Raw genomic sequence first — 16,071 nt, 5'->3', positions numbered from 1 at the left:
GGGTGGTTTCGTCACCCAGGAGCCCGTTGAGGCGCCCGTCGTGACGGAGACCGAGATTCGGGACGCGGTCGAGGTCCTGCGCGGTGTCGCCGGTCCACAGCAAGGACTGCTGGGACTGGCCGCCGGGGAGGGTATGGCCCGGTTCATCACGGATAATCCCGGAGTTTTCTGGCTTGGGGTGCACGGGGGAGCCGGTGAGAACACCTTGGCCGACCTCCTGGGCGGGGTTCCCTGCCACCACCGGTGGCCCTCCCGCTCGACCGCCGACCCTTCCGCTGACCCGTCCGTGCCGCCGGCCGACGTCTTCTTGGTCGCCCGTCAGAACCACCGTGGACTGAAGGCTGCGCAGCTCGCGGCTCGTGACTGGGCTGCGGGCTCCCATCCGACCATCACCCTGCGCGGCCTCGTCGTGATCGCGGACGCCCCCGGCAAAACGCCGAAGGCCCTGCATAACCTGACCCGCATCACCGCCGGCGGCGTCCCACGGACGTGGGTCCTGCCGTGGATAGAAGAGCTTCGGCTCGAGGGCACAGTCGACCCCGAGTCGCTGGCCCGCGAGCCAAGGAAAGTCCTCACCAGTCTCAGTGAGGTCATCGATCACCTTAATTCTGGAAGGAATTAGAACCCATGCAGCTGCTCCTCCTCGCGCAGGATGTCCTGATCAACGCGAACACCCTGCCCGACAGCGGACCGCTGGCCCCTCCCGGAATCGGGGATGCCTGGAACCGGATGGTCGGTGTCGGTAAGTGGATCGCCCTGGGCATGTGTGTCCTCGGCCTGCTCGTCGTCGGCGGGAAGATGGCGTTCGACTCCAGCCGCGGCGAAACCACCCAGGAGATCTCGGGCATCATCAAGATCGTCCTCGCCGTCGCCCTCATCTCCGGCGGGGCCTCACTGCTGACCTTCATCTCCGGCGGCGGCGCAGCCTAGCCACCCTGCAGGATCAGCCCTACCTACAGGAGTAGTCATGGCCGAAACCGAAGAAACCGAGAACGTCTGGTGGGCCGCACCCCGCTTCCTCATGTCGGCCGTTGCCGTCCTGCTGCTCGTCATCGTCGGGATCATCCTCTTCATCTGGGCCGGTAACGATGACGAGTCCGAGGCCGCACCGCCGGCTCAGACGCAGACAGCCACACTCACGCCGTCCGCTTCGCTGGCGTCATCGGACGAGTCCGTGTGCGGGCTGGACGCCGCCGGAGGAGCCACCCTTACCGCTCCGCCTGAGGATGTTGAGTGGGAATTCATCGGAGGCATTGCAGCACCCAAGTCCGCCGAACACGGTCCAGGTGTCGTTGACGAGCAGACCGGTGTCCGCTCCTGCTACTCCCATACGCCTGAAGGCGCCTTGCTCTCCCTCGCTAATCTGCTTGCAGCCAGCGGGGATCCCGAACTACTGCTTAGAACTACCGAGGTAGTAGCTCTCGAAGGCCCTGGCAAAGACATCGACATGCAACGCCTGCAGCGGCGGGTCGATTCAGGTTCTACCACTACCCCTCCGATCAAGATCGAGGGCTTCCGCCTTCTGTCCTACAGCGAAGACCGAGCAACCGTCGAAGTAGTTGCCTCCGGTGATTCAGGTTCTGAGCTTGTGTACATCACGATCTCAACCATCATGGAATGGCACGAGGGTGACTGGCATGTGAAGTACAACGATGATGGCTCGAGCGGTCCGGTAGAGGGCCAAATCTCCGACCTGTCCGGATACGTGCTCTGGGGCCCTACTAGTGGCTGAAGTTCCTATAGACGACGAATGTGGCCTCGTTGACCTGGGGTGCAAAACCGCCAATGGAATCTCAGACGCCATTTCCAGTGCCGCCGGTAACGCGATTGAGGCTATAGCTGATTCAGTGCAGGCGGCGCTCGTTGCGACGATCGCTCAGCTGGGCACGCTGTGGACGACGATCGACGCGGGAGATCTGACAACAGGTCAGACTGGTTCCGCGGATGCTCCTGCTGGGGGTGCGTTCAACGAGCAGGTCGCAACGATCCTCGGTTATGCGACCTGGATCGGGCTTGGCATCAGCACGATCGCCATCATCTTGTTGGGAATCACGTTGGTGACGAACGCGCGCCGCGGGGACGGCGCTGGCCTGGTCAACACCGCGACGATTGTGTTCGGTGGGGCTGCCCTGGTTGGTGGGGCCACCTCCCTGGTCGGGTTCATCGTTCCTCGCCGGGCGGCCTCTTCGGCCCCTGCCGTGGGCTTCGTGCAGGATCAGACCTTCTATCTGACCCTCGCGTTAGCAGCTATCAGCATGATCGTCGCTGGCGTCCGGATGGTGTGGTCGCAGCGGGCCGAACCGGCACAGGACCTGTTGAAGGGACTCCTGACGCTGGCCATCGTGACAGCTTCGGGTGTTGCTCTCCTGAACGTGCTCCTTGGAGCTACGGATGCTCTTGCGGAGCAGATTATCCAGGCTGGCGTCGGCGATGACTTCCAGGCCGATGTTCAGATGCTTCTGGGCATGGAGGACTCGGGCGTTTCCAGCGCGACGTTCCTGATGGGTAATCAGATGCTCATCATCGTCGGCGGGCTGCTTGCCGTGCTGGTGAACATCGTGCAGATCATGCTCATGGTTCTGCGGACGGCGATGCTGTTCCTCATCGCTGGTGTCCTGCCCCTGTCTGCGGCGTTCATGAACACCGAGACGGGTAAGAGCTGGTTCAGCAAGATCATCGCCTGGACCCTCGCCTTCGCGTTCTACAAGCCAGCTGCCGCACTGATCTACGCGACCGGTATCCAGATGACGACCTCCGGGCTGTTCTCCGGGCAGGCCCTCCTGCAGTTCTCCGCGGGCCTCATGCTCATCCTCGCGTCCGTCGTCGCCCTGCCGGTCCTCATTGGCTTCCTGAGCCCAGCACTGGGCGCGATGGCGTCCTCCGGTGGAGGCGGTGGGGCCGCCATGGGCTTCGCAGCGCTGGGGGCCGCGATCCCGCAAGGTGCGTCCCGTACGCCGCGGGGAGGACAGGGATTCGGTAGCCAGGCACCACCGCAGGGGCCTTCCGCGAAGTCGGGGACGCCGGGCACGTCGGCATCGGCTCCCGCTGGCGGGGGAGCCGGTAGCGGTGACGGTGCGGCACCGAAGGGCGCCGATGTAACAGCTGGTGGCGCGAGAGCTGCCGGAGCGGGTTCGGCGGCAGGCAGCGCAGCCGGTGCTGGCAGTTCAGCTGGCGCGGCCGCGGGCGGTGGAGCTGCCGCTGGTGCGGCGGCGCCTCCCGTAGCTGCAGCGATGATCGCCGGTCAGGCCGTGAAGAAGGGCAGCGAGGCCGTCCAGGGTGCTGTCCAGGAAGGTGCTCAAACCGGTTCGGGCAGTGGCCAGGGCGGTTCGAATAGCCTTCCGAAGGCTCCACCACCGTCAACTGCGGAGTCGGGGGCTAAGCCTTCGGCTCAGGGCGCTATTCCGCCCCAGACAGCCGGAGGGCCGGCGGGTGCGAGATCAGCTGGACCCAAGGGCGCATCCAGTGCGGCTGGCCCGGCGGGTGCTGCTCTGAAGCAGGGAGCTACGCAGCTCCAGAAGCAGGCGCAGCAGTTGAAGAACGAAGTCTCGAACAACACTGGGAACGAGGACCGCACAGATGGCGCACACCGAAGCTAGGACCCCCGACGTCCGACCACGCATCTACGGCAACTACCGGTTGCCGACCAGCAAGGGTCTGGCCGGGCTGTCGACGGCCGGCACGATGATCTTGATCCTCGGCGTTGTCGTCGGCGTGGTCCTGATGATGCTCGGCCAGTGGATGTTGGCCCTGGTCTTCGAGCTGCTGATCGGAGTGCTGATCCTTTTGTCGATGCAGAAGAACAAGCACGGCCGGACGATGATCGAGCGCATCATGCGCCGCTTCGGGTGGATGAACGCCCGTTACGCCGGGGCGAACGTGTACCGGGCGGGACCGATCAGCCGTGTTCCGTCCGGGACGACGCAGCTGCCTGGTATCTCGGCTCGCTCGACCATCAGCGAGCACACCGACGGGTACGGCCGCCCGTTCGCCCTGCTGCACATCCCGGTGAAGAACCACTACACGGTGGTGCTCGGTTCCGAGCCGGACGGTGGCGGCATGGTCGACCAGGAGCAGATCAACCGGTGGGTCGACCGGTGGTCGCACTGGCTGGGCATGCTCACCGACGAGCCCGGTCTGATTGCCGCATCCGCAACGATTGAGACCGCCCCGGATTCCGGGTTCCGGCTCGCCCGTAAGGTCGAGAACCGGATGGACCCGAACGCACCGGCGTTCGCCCGCGACATCATGAACGAAACCGTGCGTGCCCTTCCCACTGGTGCGACCGTCACCCGTGCGTACATCGCGGTGACGTTCAAGGCCACGCTGCGCCCAGGCGGGAAGATCCGTAAGGCCGATGAGGTCGCCAACGACCTTGCGGCGCGCCTGCCGAACCTGACCCTGAGCCTGGGTGACACCGGGGCCGGCGTCTCGACCCCCTTGTCCGCGCAGGAGCTGTGCGAAGTCATTCGCGTGGCGTACGACCCGGCGGAGGCGATCCTGTTCGACCGTGCCCACGCCGACGGTAAGGCACCGATGTTGGACTGGAATGAGGTTGGCCCGCAGGCCGCTGACGCGTTCTGGGACACCTACCACCACAACAACGCGTGGTCGAAGACCTGGGCGATGTCCGTCCCGCCCCGGTCCACTATTCAGGCGAACGTGCTGCAGTCCCTCGTGGCACCGACCCCTGAGGTCGTCCGCAAGCGCGTAACGATGCTCTACCGTCCTATCGACCCGGCGCGAGCCGCGCAGCTGGTCGAGAACGACGTCAACACCGCGACGTTCAACGCCTCCTCGAGGAACCGCGCGACGTCGCGGGACAGCCGTGAGACGCGGGCGGCGAAAGCGACGGCGGAGGAGGAAGCCGATGGAGCAGGTCTGCTGAATTTCGCGATGATCGTCACCGCGACGGTCCGCCACAAGGAGGACCTGCCCGAGGCCGAGGCCGCGATCGAGAACCTTGGCGCATCGGCTCGTATCCGCCTCGAGGAGGCCTACGGGGCGCAGGACTCCACTTTCGCCGCCGGCCTGCCGCTGGGCATCGTCATTCCCGACCACCTGGCACTGCCCAAAACGGTAAGGGACGCACTCTGATGGCCGCACTCAATCCCGCAGCAGGTTCCTTCAACCCAGGCAGCCCAGGGCAGGTTCCTGACGGAGCATGGGCTCGGGTTCTCGCGAAGCTCAGTACGACCGGATCAGCGAACGCTCCTGCGAAAGCAAAGGGCCGAGCCAAGAGCGGCACGAAGACTGCGACGAATGCAAGGAAAGCTCGGACGGGCAGCACAGCCGTGAAGGCGGCCATGCGTCCTGGGCCCCGCGGGTTCAAGGGCCGTGGGATGGGTGAGGCGCAGCTGCTGCACCCGGTGAAGGAGATGCGTGGCACGAACTATCAGGTCTGCGGGTTGTACCCGTTCCCAATGGGCGGCGGGGCACCCCTGGAAGGTGTACCGCTGGGACGGAACCTGCTTTCGAATGAGCCTGTGTGCTGTGACCCGATTTCGTGGTTTCAGAATGTTCGCCTGATTTCGAACCCGTCCGCATTCGTCATGGCGAACCCCGGTCTGGGGAAGTCCTCGCTGCTGCGCCGCATGGCGATCGGGCTGTGCGCGTTCGGGGTGAACCCGATGATTCTCGGGGACATCAAGGGCGAGCACATCGACATGATTGAAAAGCTCGGTGGCAAGGGCCTGCCCCTGGGACGCGGTATCGGCCACATCAACCCCCTCGATGACGCCGGCGCCCTGGAAGCGGCGACACGACTCTCCCCGGTGAAGCGTGAGGAACTGCTCACCGAGCTGCACGCACGACGCCGCGGACTCATCGCCGCTCTCATCGCCATCCTGCGCAAAAAACCCCTCGATGAGCGTGAGGAGTCGATCCTCGACCGGTGTCTGATGGTCCTCGAAGCCGAGCACAACCCTGCCGGCACCGTTCCCCTCATGGAGGACCTGCGGACGGTGCTGAAAGCGCGTCCGGCTCAGGTGCGGGAGGTGGCTTTGGATCGTGGCAGTAATGAGCGGTACGACACGATCACCGAGGGTCTGGAGTCCTCGCTGAACTCCCTCTGCGGGGCTGGCGCGTTCGGTGACATGTTCTCCCGGCAGTCCACCCACAAGATCGACGCGACGACGCCGATGGCGTTCGACCTCTCCCGGATCTCGCAGGCCGAGAACGATCTGCGGGCGGCAACGCTGATGGCGTGCTGGTCGGCCGGGTTCGGGACCGTCACCACCTCGAACATGCTCGCTGACGACGGAGTGATCGAGCGCCAACGGTTCCTGGTGATCCTTGATGAGCTGTGGAACACGCTGGCGGCCGGTCCCGGCATCGTGGATCAGGTCAACGCACTCACCCGTCTGAACCGTGAGTGGGGCGTCGGGCAGATCATGGCCTCCCACACTCCCTCTGACCTCAAAGCGGTCAAGGACGAAGCGGACCGACACAAGGCCCAGGGCATCATGGACCGCTGCGGCATCAAGATCCTCGGCGGCCTTGCCCGTTCCGAAATGCCGCTGCTCACCCAGTCGGTGCCGTTGAGCATGCGGGAGCAGGAACAGCTCGCCGCATGGCAGGACCCGCCCGCCTGGAACCGGGCCGGTGAGGACGCGATGCGATACACCAACGACGACGTGTTCCGCCGCACCGATCAGTCCTTCACAGACGACGAGCTGGCCGCATGGCTCGAGGACGACGACAACGCCGCCTGGTACAACGACGACCGGACCACCCAGCCCCCACCGGGGCAGGGCAAGTTCTTCATCAAGGTCGGCTCCCGGGCCGGCATCCCCTTCTCCATGGAGTTCACCCCCACCGAGCGCCGGTCGCGTGTCCACGACACCGAGAAGAAGTGGCACAAGGCCAAAGCCCAAGCTGCAGAGGAGAGAGGCGAGCTGTGAGCTCACTGGACCGCAAGCACACAGCCGGCCTCGGCGGGGAGGCCGCCCTGCTGGTCATCCTCATCATCCTTCTCGTCGGCGTCCCGGGCGCCCTGTACGGGCTGAACACCCTCGGTCACCAGCTCGCTCCCCGGCCCGAAGGAATCCCGACCGGGTTCTGGCCACGGTCCCTGGGGAACTTCACCGGCATCATGCCGTGGCGCTCCACGGAGATCACGCTGGCGATCATTGCCGGCGTCCTGCTCCTGGCGCTGTTCGTGCTGTATATCGTGATGAGCATCCGCAAGGGCCGGAAAATCGTCAAGCACGACCGGGCCGCAGTGAGAATGGCGTCCCTGAAAGACGTCGCACCCTTCACCGAGAAGCAGGTGAAAGCCAAAGCCGCCCGCTTCGGCCTGACCGCTGATCAGTCGCCCGGCGTGATGATCGGGCGCATGGTGCGCGGCGGGAACACCCTGTACGCGTCGTGGGAGGATACGCTCCTGCACATCTGGGGCACCCGTACCGGTAAAACGACGACGCAGGCGGCGCCCTCGATCATCGAGGCGCCGGGCCCGGTGATCGCGACGTCGAACAAGCGAGACCTGTCGGATCTGACCCGCGACATCCGCGCCGAGAACGGCGACGTGTGGATCTTCGACCCGCAGGGCGTCGCCAACGAAAAGCCCACCTGGTGGTGGAACCCGCTCAGCTACGTGGTCGACGCTGAACGCGCAGCAGAGATGGCGAACAACTTCGCCCTGGGCTCCCGCTCTGTCGGGTCTAAGGGCGGCGACGCCTACTTCGACAACGCAGGCAAGGACCTGCTGGCCGGCTACCTCCTCGCCGCCGCAGTCGCCGGCAGGCCGATCAACCAGGTCCACAGCTGGTTGTCCTATGCGGAGAACAGGGAAGCCGCGGGGCTCTTGCGGGACGCAGGTTGGACGAAGGAAGCCGACTCGATGGGTAGCACCATGGCGCTGCCAGACAAGCAGCGTGAGGGTGTGTACGGCACAGCTCGACAGATGGCCACATGCTTGAAGAACGAGAAGATCGCCGCATGGGTGAACCCCAGCGAACCCAATGATCCTCGACCTCAGTTCACGCCCGAGGACTTCATCAAGGGCAAAAACACCCTCTACGCGCTCTCCAAGGAAGGCACCGGCACCGCAGGGCCATTGGTGACGTCCCTGACCGTGGCCACGGCCACCGCCGCCGAAGAGTACGCAGCTACCCAGCCCGGTGGCCGCCTCGCGGTCCCGATGGTCTGCGTCCTCGATGAGGCGGCAAACGTCTGCCGGTGGGAGAACCTGCCCGACCTCTACAGCCACTACGGCTCCCGAGGAATCGTGGTTTCTACCTTCCTCCAATCCTGGTCTCAGGGCGTTGACGTGTGGGGCGAGTCCGGGATGAAGAAGCTGTTCTCCACGGCCAACGTCTTCACCTACGGCGGCAACGTGAAGGAAGAAGGCTTCCTGAAGATGCTCTCCGAGCTCGTCGGCCAGTACCGGTACACGTCGGTATCGACCTCGAGGCAGAAGGACAGCCGCTCCACGAGCCGCCAGGACTCCACCGACGACATCCTCTCCGTCGCGGACCTCGCCGCCATGCCCAAGGGCCGAGCCATCATGCTCGGATCCGGCTCCCGCGCCGTCCTGCTCCGCACAGTTCCCGTCAGCGACCGCCCCTACGCGGACAAGGTTGCGGCGTCCGAAGCCGCTCACAATGACACACGGGTCGCCTCTGCATCCGCTGCAGCGAGACCTCCGGGGGTGGAGAGCCGTGCCGAAGTTCCTGTCAGCCCTGCTGTCGCGGCCGGCGGTAACCGGTGGTCGGCAATGGTTAAGGAGTAGAGAAGTGGATCTCAATGCATCTTTCGGGCTCGACGACTCTGCCGATGATGTGTTCCCCGGCGAGGAACCCGAGACCGATAGCGCCCGCCCAACTCAGCGGACCGCGCAGCCTGCTCCCGAAATGGTTTTCGACAACCTCGAGGAGTTTGTGACCGAGTTCCTGGTGCACCAGTATCAACGACCCGTGGAGTCCTACGGCCGTGCCGAGTTCACCTGGTGCGCCAGCTGGTGGCGACACAAGGAAGCCGTCAACCGGCTCAACGCCCTCTGGCGCGCCTGGGAAGCCTTACGCCTCGACCCGACAACCGGATTGGCGAACTGGTGGAACAACTACGCCGACCCCACCATGGCCGCCCTCTTCTCGGGCACCGGCCCCTTCCAGGGCTGCACGGCAATGGAGCACAAGCCCGCGAACAAACCACTACCCATCGTCCGAGCACCGGAGGGCTTGTACTCGGCCTGACTCAATTACTCATGTAAGTAGATGAGTCATGCAGGTGTCGCCCCAGATGAGACGCAACACCAGGAAAGGCCCTCTGCTCCGCCCCCTGACCAGTGCCAGTGCCAGTGCCAGTGCCAGATGAAGGGTGTTGCTCATTTCATTGACCGTCAGGTAACGAGGATGAACGTCGTCAGGGCGGTGACGGCGGCAAAGATTAGAAGGATCACGCCGAGGATGAGGGCTTTGCGCTGTTGCTTTCGTCGGTATTGTCGTTCAATTTCGGCGTGTTGTGCTGCCACGTAGCGCTGCTTCGCTGCTCGTGACTGAGTTGATTTGCGCTTGTTTGATCCCATGTCCTAATGACCTTCCACTCGGTCGAGGCATTCCCTGTCGATCACGGCCGTGGTGTCCGGGCGGTGAGGAGTTCGGCAAGTTCATCGGGGTGCCTGGAGGACACCAGCCAGTACGGTGCGGGGTCTTCCTTGTCGGTGATCTCGATTTTCACGACGGCGTCGATCCATCCCCTGATACAGAGGTAGGTCAACCCGTGCAGGCCCGTTCCCCGTTGGGCGGTGGCTTCTTCCTTGATGAAGGCCTCCGCTGTGCCGACATACATCCGGTCAATCCGGGCACGGCCGACCTGCAGCACGGAGCGGGTCACCACGATGGTGGGAATGGACGTCACCATCATGATCACGAGGAAGATCAGGGTGATGACGGATGCCATGACCCCGATAGTCATGTCGATGGGAGCGAAAACGACCGCCGGGACGAAGGCCAGGCCGACAATGATCAGCCACACCCAGAAGTTCGGGTACAGGCGTTCCTTCCACAGGACCGGTTCATCTGCTGCCGACAACCCATCGGCGGTGAGGGTACTTTCCGGGGTAGGGACCGGGGGAGGGGTACGTCCACCAGGGGATGGATGTGCCGGCGGTGAGGCAGCCGGCGGGTCGGATGGGGGAATGATTGCCCCTGGTTCGTGGGGTTGTTGCATGAGGTGGGTCCCGTCGGGTGAGTGGTTGTTAGCGGGTGCTGGGGCCGGTGATGTCGGCTTGCTGGGTGGGAGGTATTTCGGGGTGTTGCGGTGGGTCCTGGGGTTCCGTGGAGTGCGTGGCTGATCGGGGGCGGTTTCTGCGCATGAGGAAGAGGGTGGTCGCGGCGAGGAAGAGGATCGCTGAGACCCAGGTGTTGATGCGCAGTCCGAGGATGGTGTTGGCGTAGTCGGAGCGCATGAGTTCGAAGAAGAACCTGCCGGCGGTGTAGAGGGCAACGTACAGGGCGAGGACGGAACCGGCGCCAAGGGTGGTTCTCCGATCCAGGATCAGGATCAGGGCTGCTGCGATCAGGCACCACAGTGACTCGTACAAGAAGGTCGGGTCGAAGTATCCCAGGACGACCGGCGTTCCGTCGGGGTTGAGCTGTGCCCGTCCGGTGCCGGCGTCCATGGCGTGGATCTGCAGGGCCCAGGGTGCGGTGGAGGGATCCCCGTAGAGTTCGTTGTTGAACCAGTTGCCCCACCGGCCCAGGGCCTGGGCGATGAGAACTGCCGGGGCGGCGGCATCGGCGAACGCGAGGAAGGTGACGTTGTTGCGGCGGCAGCCGATGTACGCGCCGAGGGCACCGAGAGCGATGGCTCCCCAGATGCCTAGGCCGCCTTCCCAGATCCTCAGCGCGTCGACAGGGTCCTTCCCTGGCCCGAAGTAGAGCTGATAGTCGGTGATCACGTGGTAGAGCCGGCCACCGATGATGCCGAACGGAACCGCCCACATCACGACGTCGAGGACCTGGCCGGGCTGGCCGCCTCGGGCGTCGAGGCGGCGTCCGGTCAACCACACCGCGGTGACAATCCCGGCGAGGATGCACAGCGCATAGAAGTTCAGGGTGATGGGTCCGAACTGGAGGGCGCTGATCGTGGGGGAGGGAATGTAGGTATCCGGCGGTGCGGGGTTCATGACTGATCCGATGGTCGGGTGGAACTGCTGGTGACAGTGCTGGTGACAGTGCTGGGGGTGGTGTTTTCGGTGGTGTCGGGGATAGGGGCCGGTGGGGTCGTGCTGTGCGGGGTCTCGGGAAACTCCTGGTGCCCGGACTGCTGCTGGAAGTGGTGTTGCAGGTAGGTGCGGATCCTGTTTGCTTCCTTGCCGAGTCCGGGGTCTTCCCCTCGGGCGAGGAGCCCGTATTCGATGACCGTGTTCCCGTCCGTCGAGGTGGACGCGGCGATCCAGGCGCGGCGGCGTGGAGTAATGAGGGACAGGATGAGTCCGGTCAGGGCCAGGGTGGAGAACACGAGGGCCCCGATCTTGCCTGGATCGTAGGTGATGTCCAGTGCGACGAAGCGTTTGAGGCTGTCGAAGGTGATGGACCCTCGTCCGTCGGGCAGTTCGTAGGTCTGCTCCGGTTCCAGGACGATGCCGCCTGCGTCCAGGTCCCGTCCGTTGAGTTGCGTCAGCTCGGTGGTGTCGAGCTGATACACGGATCTGGGGGTGCCGTCATCGAGGCCGAGGTTGCCGTAGTAGGAGTTCAGGTTCAGCCGGGGGTTGAACGGGTCGGGATCCGAGCCGAAGGCAAGCCCCGTGTCGTCGACGACGGCGGTGGGCAGGAAGAACCCGACGAACCCGAGCTGGTCGGGTTGCGCGTCGGGGGCTTTGATGACGATGGTCGAGGTGTAGGCCGAGTCCGTGGGCTGGGCGGGTACGGGCCCGGAGAACGCGATGTTGCCGTCGCCGTCACGCACGGTGATGACCGGCGCGTAACCGTTTCCGACGAGGTAGACGTTGGTTCCGTCCATGCCGATCGGCGCGTTGACTTTCAGCTCCTGCCGGACCGGGGCGGAATCGGGGTTCTCCTGCACAGTCATGGTGGCGGTGAAGTCCAGTGGCTGCCCGTAGGTGGCTGGGTCGTCCCGGTTGAAGGTGACATCGAAGTCCTCGAGGGTGAGGGCGAAGGGTGCCAGGGTGTCCTCGTTGAAATTTGTTCCGGGGGTGAAGGAGTCGTAGCCGATCAGGGCGTTGGTGAATCCTTCACCCTCCACGATGAGTTTCTGCCCCCGGTACCCGAACATCCCGCCGACTGCGACGGCTACCAGCACCCCGATCAGGGCTGTGTGGAACAACAGGTTCCCTGCTTCTTTCAGGAATCCCCGCTCGGCCCCGACGGAGGGCCGGCCGGTGTCCGTATCCCGCACGTCGACCCGGTACCCGAGCTTGCGAAGAATCGCGGCCGCCTCTGTGACCGTGGCAGTGAGGCTGCGATGTGCAACAGAGGGAGGCTGGCCGGCCGAATCCAGGCCTGGACCAGAAACCGGATCCGGGACCGGGGCGGGGCGGTTCGGCAGGGTGAGTGTGCCGTGCTGGGGAAGGCGGGAGAGTCGTCGCGGTGTGCGGGGCGGTGTTGCCCGTAACGCGTTCAAATACACTCTGGTGCGCGGAATGACGCAACCGATGAGCGATGTGAACAGCAGCAGGTAGATCGCGGAGAACCAGACGGAGGAGAAAACGTCGAAGAGCTGGAACCTGTCCAACCAAGGACCGGTATCAGGGTTGTCCTGCAGGTACTGGGTCACGACCGCCGGGTTCGCGGGACGCTGCGGGAACAAGGACCCTGGCACGGCAGCAACCGCGAGCAGGAGCAGGAGCTGCAGTGCAGTGCGCATGCTGGTCAGCTGCCGCCACACCCAACGAAGCATCTCCACCGGCCCGAGAGCGGACACCCGGACATCGTCCTTTGCCGGTCCGCCCTTCTGACGGGGGACGGGACGGCGGCCCTGTCCCGCGTCGGGCTTCGTGTCAGCTGACATGGTTCCGGTCCTGCTGCTCATCGACCCCGCGCACGAATGACATCCCTGCCCTAAGCCCTATGACCGTTGTTGCTGGTGTGTGGGAGAGGGCGTTGGTTTTGGCGGTGGTGCTGGCGGTGGCTGTGGGGGTGTTAACGGCGTCGCTGATCAGGGTGCGCAGGGTCGTTTCGTCGGCGACGCCGAGGATCCGTGCTGCGACTCTGCCCTGCCGGTCCAGGACGAGGGTGGTGGGGACGGCCTGGGGTGGTACGTAGTCGGTGAGCTGGAGCAGCAGCTTTCCGTTGCGGTCCTCGAAACTCGGGTAGGTGATGCCGAAGGTCCGCTCGAATGCTTCCGCGGTCGGCTTCTCATCGCGGACGTTCACCCCATAGAAGCGCACACCATCGGGGGTGAATCGTTCACTGAGTTGCTGGAGGGAAGGCGCTTCCACTCGGCACGGGGCGCAGGCCGCGTACCAGACGTTCAGAACGACGACGTCTCCGCTCCAGTCACCGGAGGTGACCGGAGTCCCGTCGAACAGGGTTCCCTGCACGTCCAAGGGTTCGCTGCGCTCCTCCGGCGCGTATTCGGCCACTGACCCGTCCCCGGCGATGTAGTTCTTGTTATCGCCGGCGCGGGCCTGGTCGGCGAGATCATCGTTGGCTGTTGCGCAGCCGGCGAGAACGAGGCAGGAAGCGACCAGCATCGCCGCGGCGCGACGGGACCACACGGTGGCCCGTGCCGGGCGAGGTACGACCGACAGTATGGGCGGGTGGGGGTGGTATTTCACGAAGGTTCCCTCCGGTTGTAGAGGTACGGGAGTGGACGGCCCGGCGCGCCGGCGGTGTCCTTAGATGGGGGTGAGGAAAGTGCCGGCAAGGTTCTGCAGTTGGTAGATCCACAGCATCCACACACCGGTGACCATGAGCGCTCCGACGAGAATCAGTAGGGACCCGCCGATGATGTTGAAGACACGGATGTGGCGGCGGACGAAGGCCAAGGCGGTCGTGACCCATTGGACTCCCAGGGCGACGAGGACGAAGGGGATCCCGAGACCGAGGCAGTACACGAAGCCCAGGACAGCTCCCCGCCACGCGGTGCCCGTCGTGGTGCTCAGCGCCAGGACAGCGCTGAGGGTCGGACCCATGCACGGTGTCCAGCCGAGACCGAAAACGACACCCAGCAGGGGTGCTCCGGCGACCCCTGTTTTCGGGCGCCACGTGATTTTCGCTGTCCGCTGGAGGAACGAGACCCTGCCAACGAGGGCCAGGCCCATCACGATCACGAACAGGCCCAGGACCCGGATGAGTGGGTCCTGCCAGCGCAGCAGCCAGGATCCCATGACTCCGAACGCCGCCCCGTACAGGGTGAACACGAGCGCGAATCCGAGGATGAACAGAGCCACCCCGGTTAGTACCCGTCTGCGGTTGTCCGGCCGTCCCGGTTCGGTGAGCCCTGAGACGTAGCCGAGGTACCCGGGGACCAGCGGCAGGATGCACGGGGAGAGGAAGGACACGATCCCGGCTGTCATCGCCAGCGGAATCGCCGCGAGCAGGGCCCCGGACTGAACAGTGTCGGCGAAGAACTCACCAACGGTCATGGCAGTCTCCCCGAGCTGAGGGGCGTATGCCCGCCGTCCATCGTCACGCCCGTCTTGATGCCCGTTGTCCTGTCCGCAACTACGTCGGTGCTCGGACCAGGTTCTCCGCTCGTGCCGGTGGCCACTTCCACCTGCAGATCACCCACCACATCACTGGTCGAGGAGTTAGCCGGGTGATTGGCCTGGTGGTGGTACGGGTGGTTGGTGAGGTGGGTTTGAGGCAGCACGTATCAGGCGCCGCCAGCATCGATGACGGTGGTGAAGGTCATGCCGTTGTCGACTGACTTCTCCAATCCGTTCTCCGTCGTTACCCAGACTTCCATGCCGTTGGTCGTCCGTTTCGTGGTGACCGCTGAGGGCTGCGCAGAAACTTTCCCGGCCTGCTCCCAGGTGATGCCGGCATCTGTGCTGGTCAGGACGTCACCGGCGGGAAGCACGCCGATGAGGTCCGAGCCGTCGGTGACGGCGGCTACCAGGACGACCGGGGCATCTGGTTCCTTCGTCCAGGTCTTTCCTGCATCCTCGGACCGGTAAATACCATCTTCGGTCGTCGCGACCGCGAGCTCCGTGGCAGGGTTCCCGGCCAGGGTGTAGGGGCTGATCTGCGTGGTCGCGTCGGTCCAGGAGCTGCCGTCCTTGCTGACCCGCAGGGTGCCGTCGAACCCGATGATCCCCTGGTAGGTGGTGGTCAGGGTATGGAAGTCAGACTCGCCACCACGGGCAACCTGCGACCAGGTGAGCCCATCGGTGGAGCTGATCAGTCCCACTGGGTTGGGCAGATCGACGCCGGGACCCGGGTGGCCGGAAGCGAAGTAGGTTCCGTCGCTACCGACGGTGAAGCCCATCAGATCAATGAGCTGCCCCATGGGTTCAGCGGACTCACCGTTGACCGCGAAAAGGCCCTCGTGAGAGGCGATCAGCACCGATTGCGTATCAGGGTCCACCGCCAGCCCATGAACGTGGGAGGGATACGGCTGGGCCGATGCGGCCAACCCTGCACCGTCATCACCGGCCGCCGAGCCGGCTGCCGAGCCGGCTGTTGAGTCGGTAGATGACGTGCACGCCACAGCGCTCAAGGTCAGGGCGAGGGAGACCCCGATCAGGGCGCGCCGGCGCCAGGTACGGGGCACATGCCCCACAGCAGGGAAAGCAGGTGAGAGAGCAGCGGAGGAAGGAGTGGGAGAAGCAGTGGAAGGCATGGAGGTGATGTATCCGATCAAAGGGTGCGTCCCCGCTGGTGCTGCCGCCGGTGCTCGGTGTACTCGGTGTGGTTCGGGTACTCGGACCGTCCGGGGTCTTCCAGGGGAATGCGTAGGGCGGGCAGTGCACCCGATGGGCGGGGAAGGCCCGTGAGATGCGCAAAGGTGTGGCTGGTGTCCCGCTCGAGAGGTGGGGGAGTGATTTCAGGTCAGGAAGCGCAGCCCCCGAAAAGGGCCACCGGAATGAAGCAGCTCGCAAATGTCATCAGGGCCGGGCTGCCGGGACCCGCCGCCACGATGGTGGCAGCGGGACCCGGTTCA

At 64.8% G+C, this 16,071-nt stretch carries 15 protein-coding genes; 8 read left to right on the top strand and 7 right to left on the bottom strand.

The window, feature by feature from the left end; translation table 11 throughout:
* Positions 1-40: 40 nt before the first annotated feature.
* From ACX80P_RS15950 to ACX80P_RS15915, 8 genes are all read left to right on the top strand, one after another.
* Positions 41-622, top strand: a complete 582-nt coding sequence (locus tag ACX80P_RS15950) for a DUF6668 family protein (RefSeq protein ID WP_459279092.1) — start codon at positions 41-43, stop codon at positions 620-622.
* A 5-nt stretch (positions 623-627) separates the two neighbouring features.
* The gene (locus ACX80P_RS15945; RefSeq protein ID WP_459279091.1) at positions 628-930 is read left to right on the top strand and encodes a hypothetical protein; all 303 of its coding nucleotides are present in this window, start codon (positions 628-630) and stop codon (positions 928-930) included.
* A gap of 37 nt (positions 931-967) precedes the next feature.
* The gene (locus ACX80P_RS15940; RefSeq protein WP_459279090.1) at positions 968-1,732 is read left to right on the top strand and encodes a DUF8175 domain-containg protein; all 765 of its coding nucleotides are present in this window, start codon (positions 968-970) and stop codon (positions 1,730-1,732) included.
* A 115-nt stretch (positions 1,733-1,847) separates the two neighbouring features.
* On the top strand, positions 1,848-3,596 hold the full coding sequence (locus tag ACX80P_RS15935; RefSeq protein ID WP_459279089.1) for a hypothetical protein: 1,749 nt from the start codon (positions 1,848-1,850) through the stop codon (positions 3,594-3,596).
* Positions 3,577-5,094 carry an SCO6880 family protein gene (locus tag ACX80P_RS15930; protein WP_459279088.1) on the top strand — a complete coding sequence of 506 codons (1,518 nt, stop codon included), beginning with the start codon at positions 3,577-3,579 and terminating at the stop codon, positions 5,092-5,094. Before ACX80P_RS15935 ends, ACX80P_RS15930 begins: the two co-directional genes overlap by 20 nt.
* A gap of 245 nt (positions 5,095-5,339) precedes the next feature.
* Positions 5,340-6,899, top strand: coding sequence for a putative type IV secretion/conjugal transfer ATPase (locus ACX80P_RS15925; protein ID WP_459279087.1), 1,560 nt, complete (start codon positions 5,340-5,342; stop codon positions 6,897-6,899).
* On the top strand, positions 6,896-8,731 hold the full coding sequence (locus ACX80P_RS15920; RefSeq protein ID WP_459279086.1) for a type IV secretory system conjugative DNA transfer family protein: 1,836 nt from the start codon (positions 6,896-6,898) through the stop codon (positions 8,729-8,731). Before ACX80P_RS15925 ends, ACX80P_RS15920 begins: the two co-directional genes overlap by 4 nt.
* Before the next feature lie 4 nt (positions 8,732-8,735).
* Entirely contained in the window at positions 8,736-9,194 is a 459-nt protein-coding gene (locus ACX80P_RS15915; protein ID WP_459279085.1) for a DUF4913 domain-containing protein, read from the top strand.
* A 146-nt stretch (positions 9,195-9,340) separates the two neighbouring features.
* On the opposite strand, the gene ACX80P_RS15910 is transcribed toward ACX80P_RS15915, so the two are convergent.
* From ACX80P_RS15910 to ACX80P_RS15880, 7 genes are all read right to left on the bottom strand, one after another.
* Complete coding sequence (locus ACX80P_RS15910) at positions 9,341-9,526, bottom strand: hypothetical protein (protein ID WP_133083213.1); 186 nt, start codon at positions 9,524-9,526, stop codon at positions 9,341-9,343.
* A 41-nt stretch (positions 9,527-9,567) separates the two neighbouring features.
* On the bottom strand, positions 9,568-10,032 hold the full coding sequence (locus ACX80P_RS15905; RefSeq protein WP_258059118.1) for a DUF3093 domain-containing protein: 465 nt from the start codon (positions 10,030-10,032) through the stop codon (positions 9,568-9,570).
* A 166-nt stretch (positions 10,033-10,198) separates the two neighbouring features.
* A complete protein-coding gene (lgt, locus tag ACX80P_RS15900; RefSeq protein ID WP_459279084.1) occupies positions 10,199-11,128 on the bottom strand; it encodes a prolipoprotein diacylglyceryl transferase in 930 nt (309 codons plus the stop codon).
* On the bottom strand, positions 11,125-12,972 hold the full coding sequence (gene resB / locus ACX80P_RS15895; RefSeq protein ID WP_459279083.1) for a cytochrome c biogenesis protein ResB: 1,848 nt from the start codon (positions 12,970-12,972) through the stop codon (positions 11,125-11,127). The genes lgt and resB overlap by 4 nt, the downstream gene beginning before the upstream one ends.
* Positions 12,962-13,657, bottom strand: a complete 696-nt coding sequence (locus tag ACX80P_RS15890) for a TlpA family protein disulfide reductase (protein WP_459279082.1) — start codon at positions 13,655-13,657, stop codon at positions 12,962-12,964. The genes resB and ACX80P_RS15890 overlap by 11 nt, the downstream gene beginning before the upstream one ends.
* 144 nt (positions 13,658-13,801) lie before the next feature.
* A complete protein-coding gene (locus tag ACX80P_RS15885) occupies positions 13,802-14,551 on the bottom strand; it encodes a cytochrome c biogenesis CcdA family protein (protein ID WP_104118454.1) in 750 nt (249 codons plus the stop codon).
* Positions 14,552-14,781: 230 nt separating this feature from the next.
* Entirely contained in the window at positions 14,782-15,543 is a 762-nt protein-coding gene (locus ACX80P_RS15880; RefSeq protein ID WP_459279081.1) for a F510_1955 family glycosylhydrolase, read from the bottom strand.
* Positions 15,544-16,071: the final 528 nt, after the last annotated feature.

The sequence above is a fragment of the Arthrobacter arabinosi genome (genome assembly GCF_054511115.1).
This window is presented reverse-complemented; position numbering and strand designations above follow the sequence as displayed.

Coding starts and splice junctions, on each gene's coding strand:
- resB (WP_459279083.1), bottom strand. CDS start 12,972: ATGTCAGCTGACACGAAGCCCGACGCGGGACAGGGCCGCCGTCCCGTC.
- ACX80P_RS15945 (WP_459279091.1), top strand. CDS start 628: ATGCAGCTGCTCCTCCTCGCGCAGGATGTCCTGATCAACGCGAACACC.
- ACX80P_RS15890 (WP_459279082.1), bottom strand. CDS start 13,657: ATGCTGGTCGCTTCCTGCCTCGTTCTCGCCGGCTGCGCAACAGCCAAC.
- ACX80P_RS15940 (WP_459279090.1), top strand. CDS start 968: ATGGCCGAAACCGAAGAAACCGAGAACGTCTGGTGGGCCGCACCCCGC.
- lgt (WP_459279084.1), bottom strand. CDS start 11,128: ATGAACCCCGCACCGCCGGATACCTACATTCCCTCCCCCACGATCAGC.
- ACX80P_RS15910 (WP_133083213.1), bottom strand. CDS start 9,526: ATGGGATCAAACAAGCGCAAATCAACTCAGTCACGAGCAGCGAAGCAG.
- ACX80P_RS15885 (WP_104118454.1), bottom strand. CDS start 14,551: ATGACCGTTGGTGAGTTCTTCGCCGACACTGTTCAGTCCGGGGCCCTG.
- ACX80P_RS15925 (WP_459279087.1), top strand. CDS start 5,340: ATGGGTGAGGCGCAGCTGCTGCACCCGGTGAAGGAGATGCGTGGCACG.
- ACX80P_RS15930 (WP_459279088.1), top strand. CDS start 3,577: ATGGCGCACACCGAAGCTAGGACCCCCGACGTCCGACCACGCATCTAC.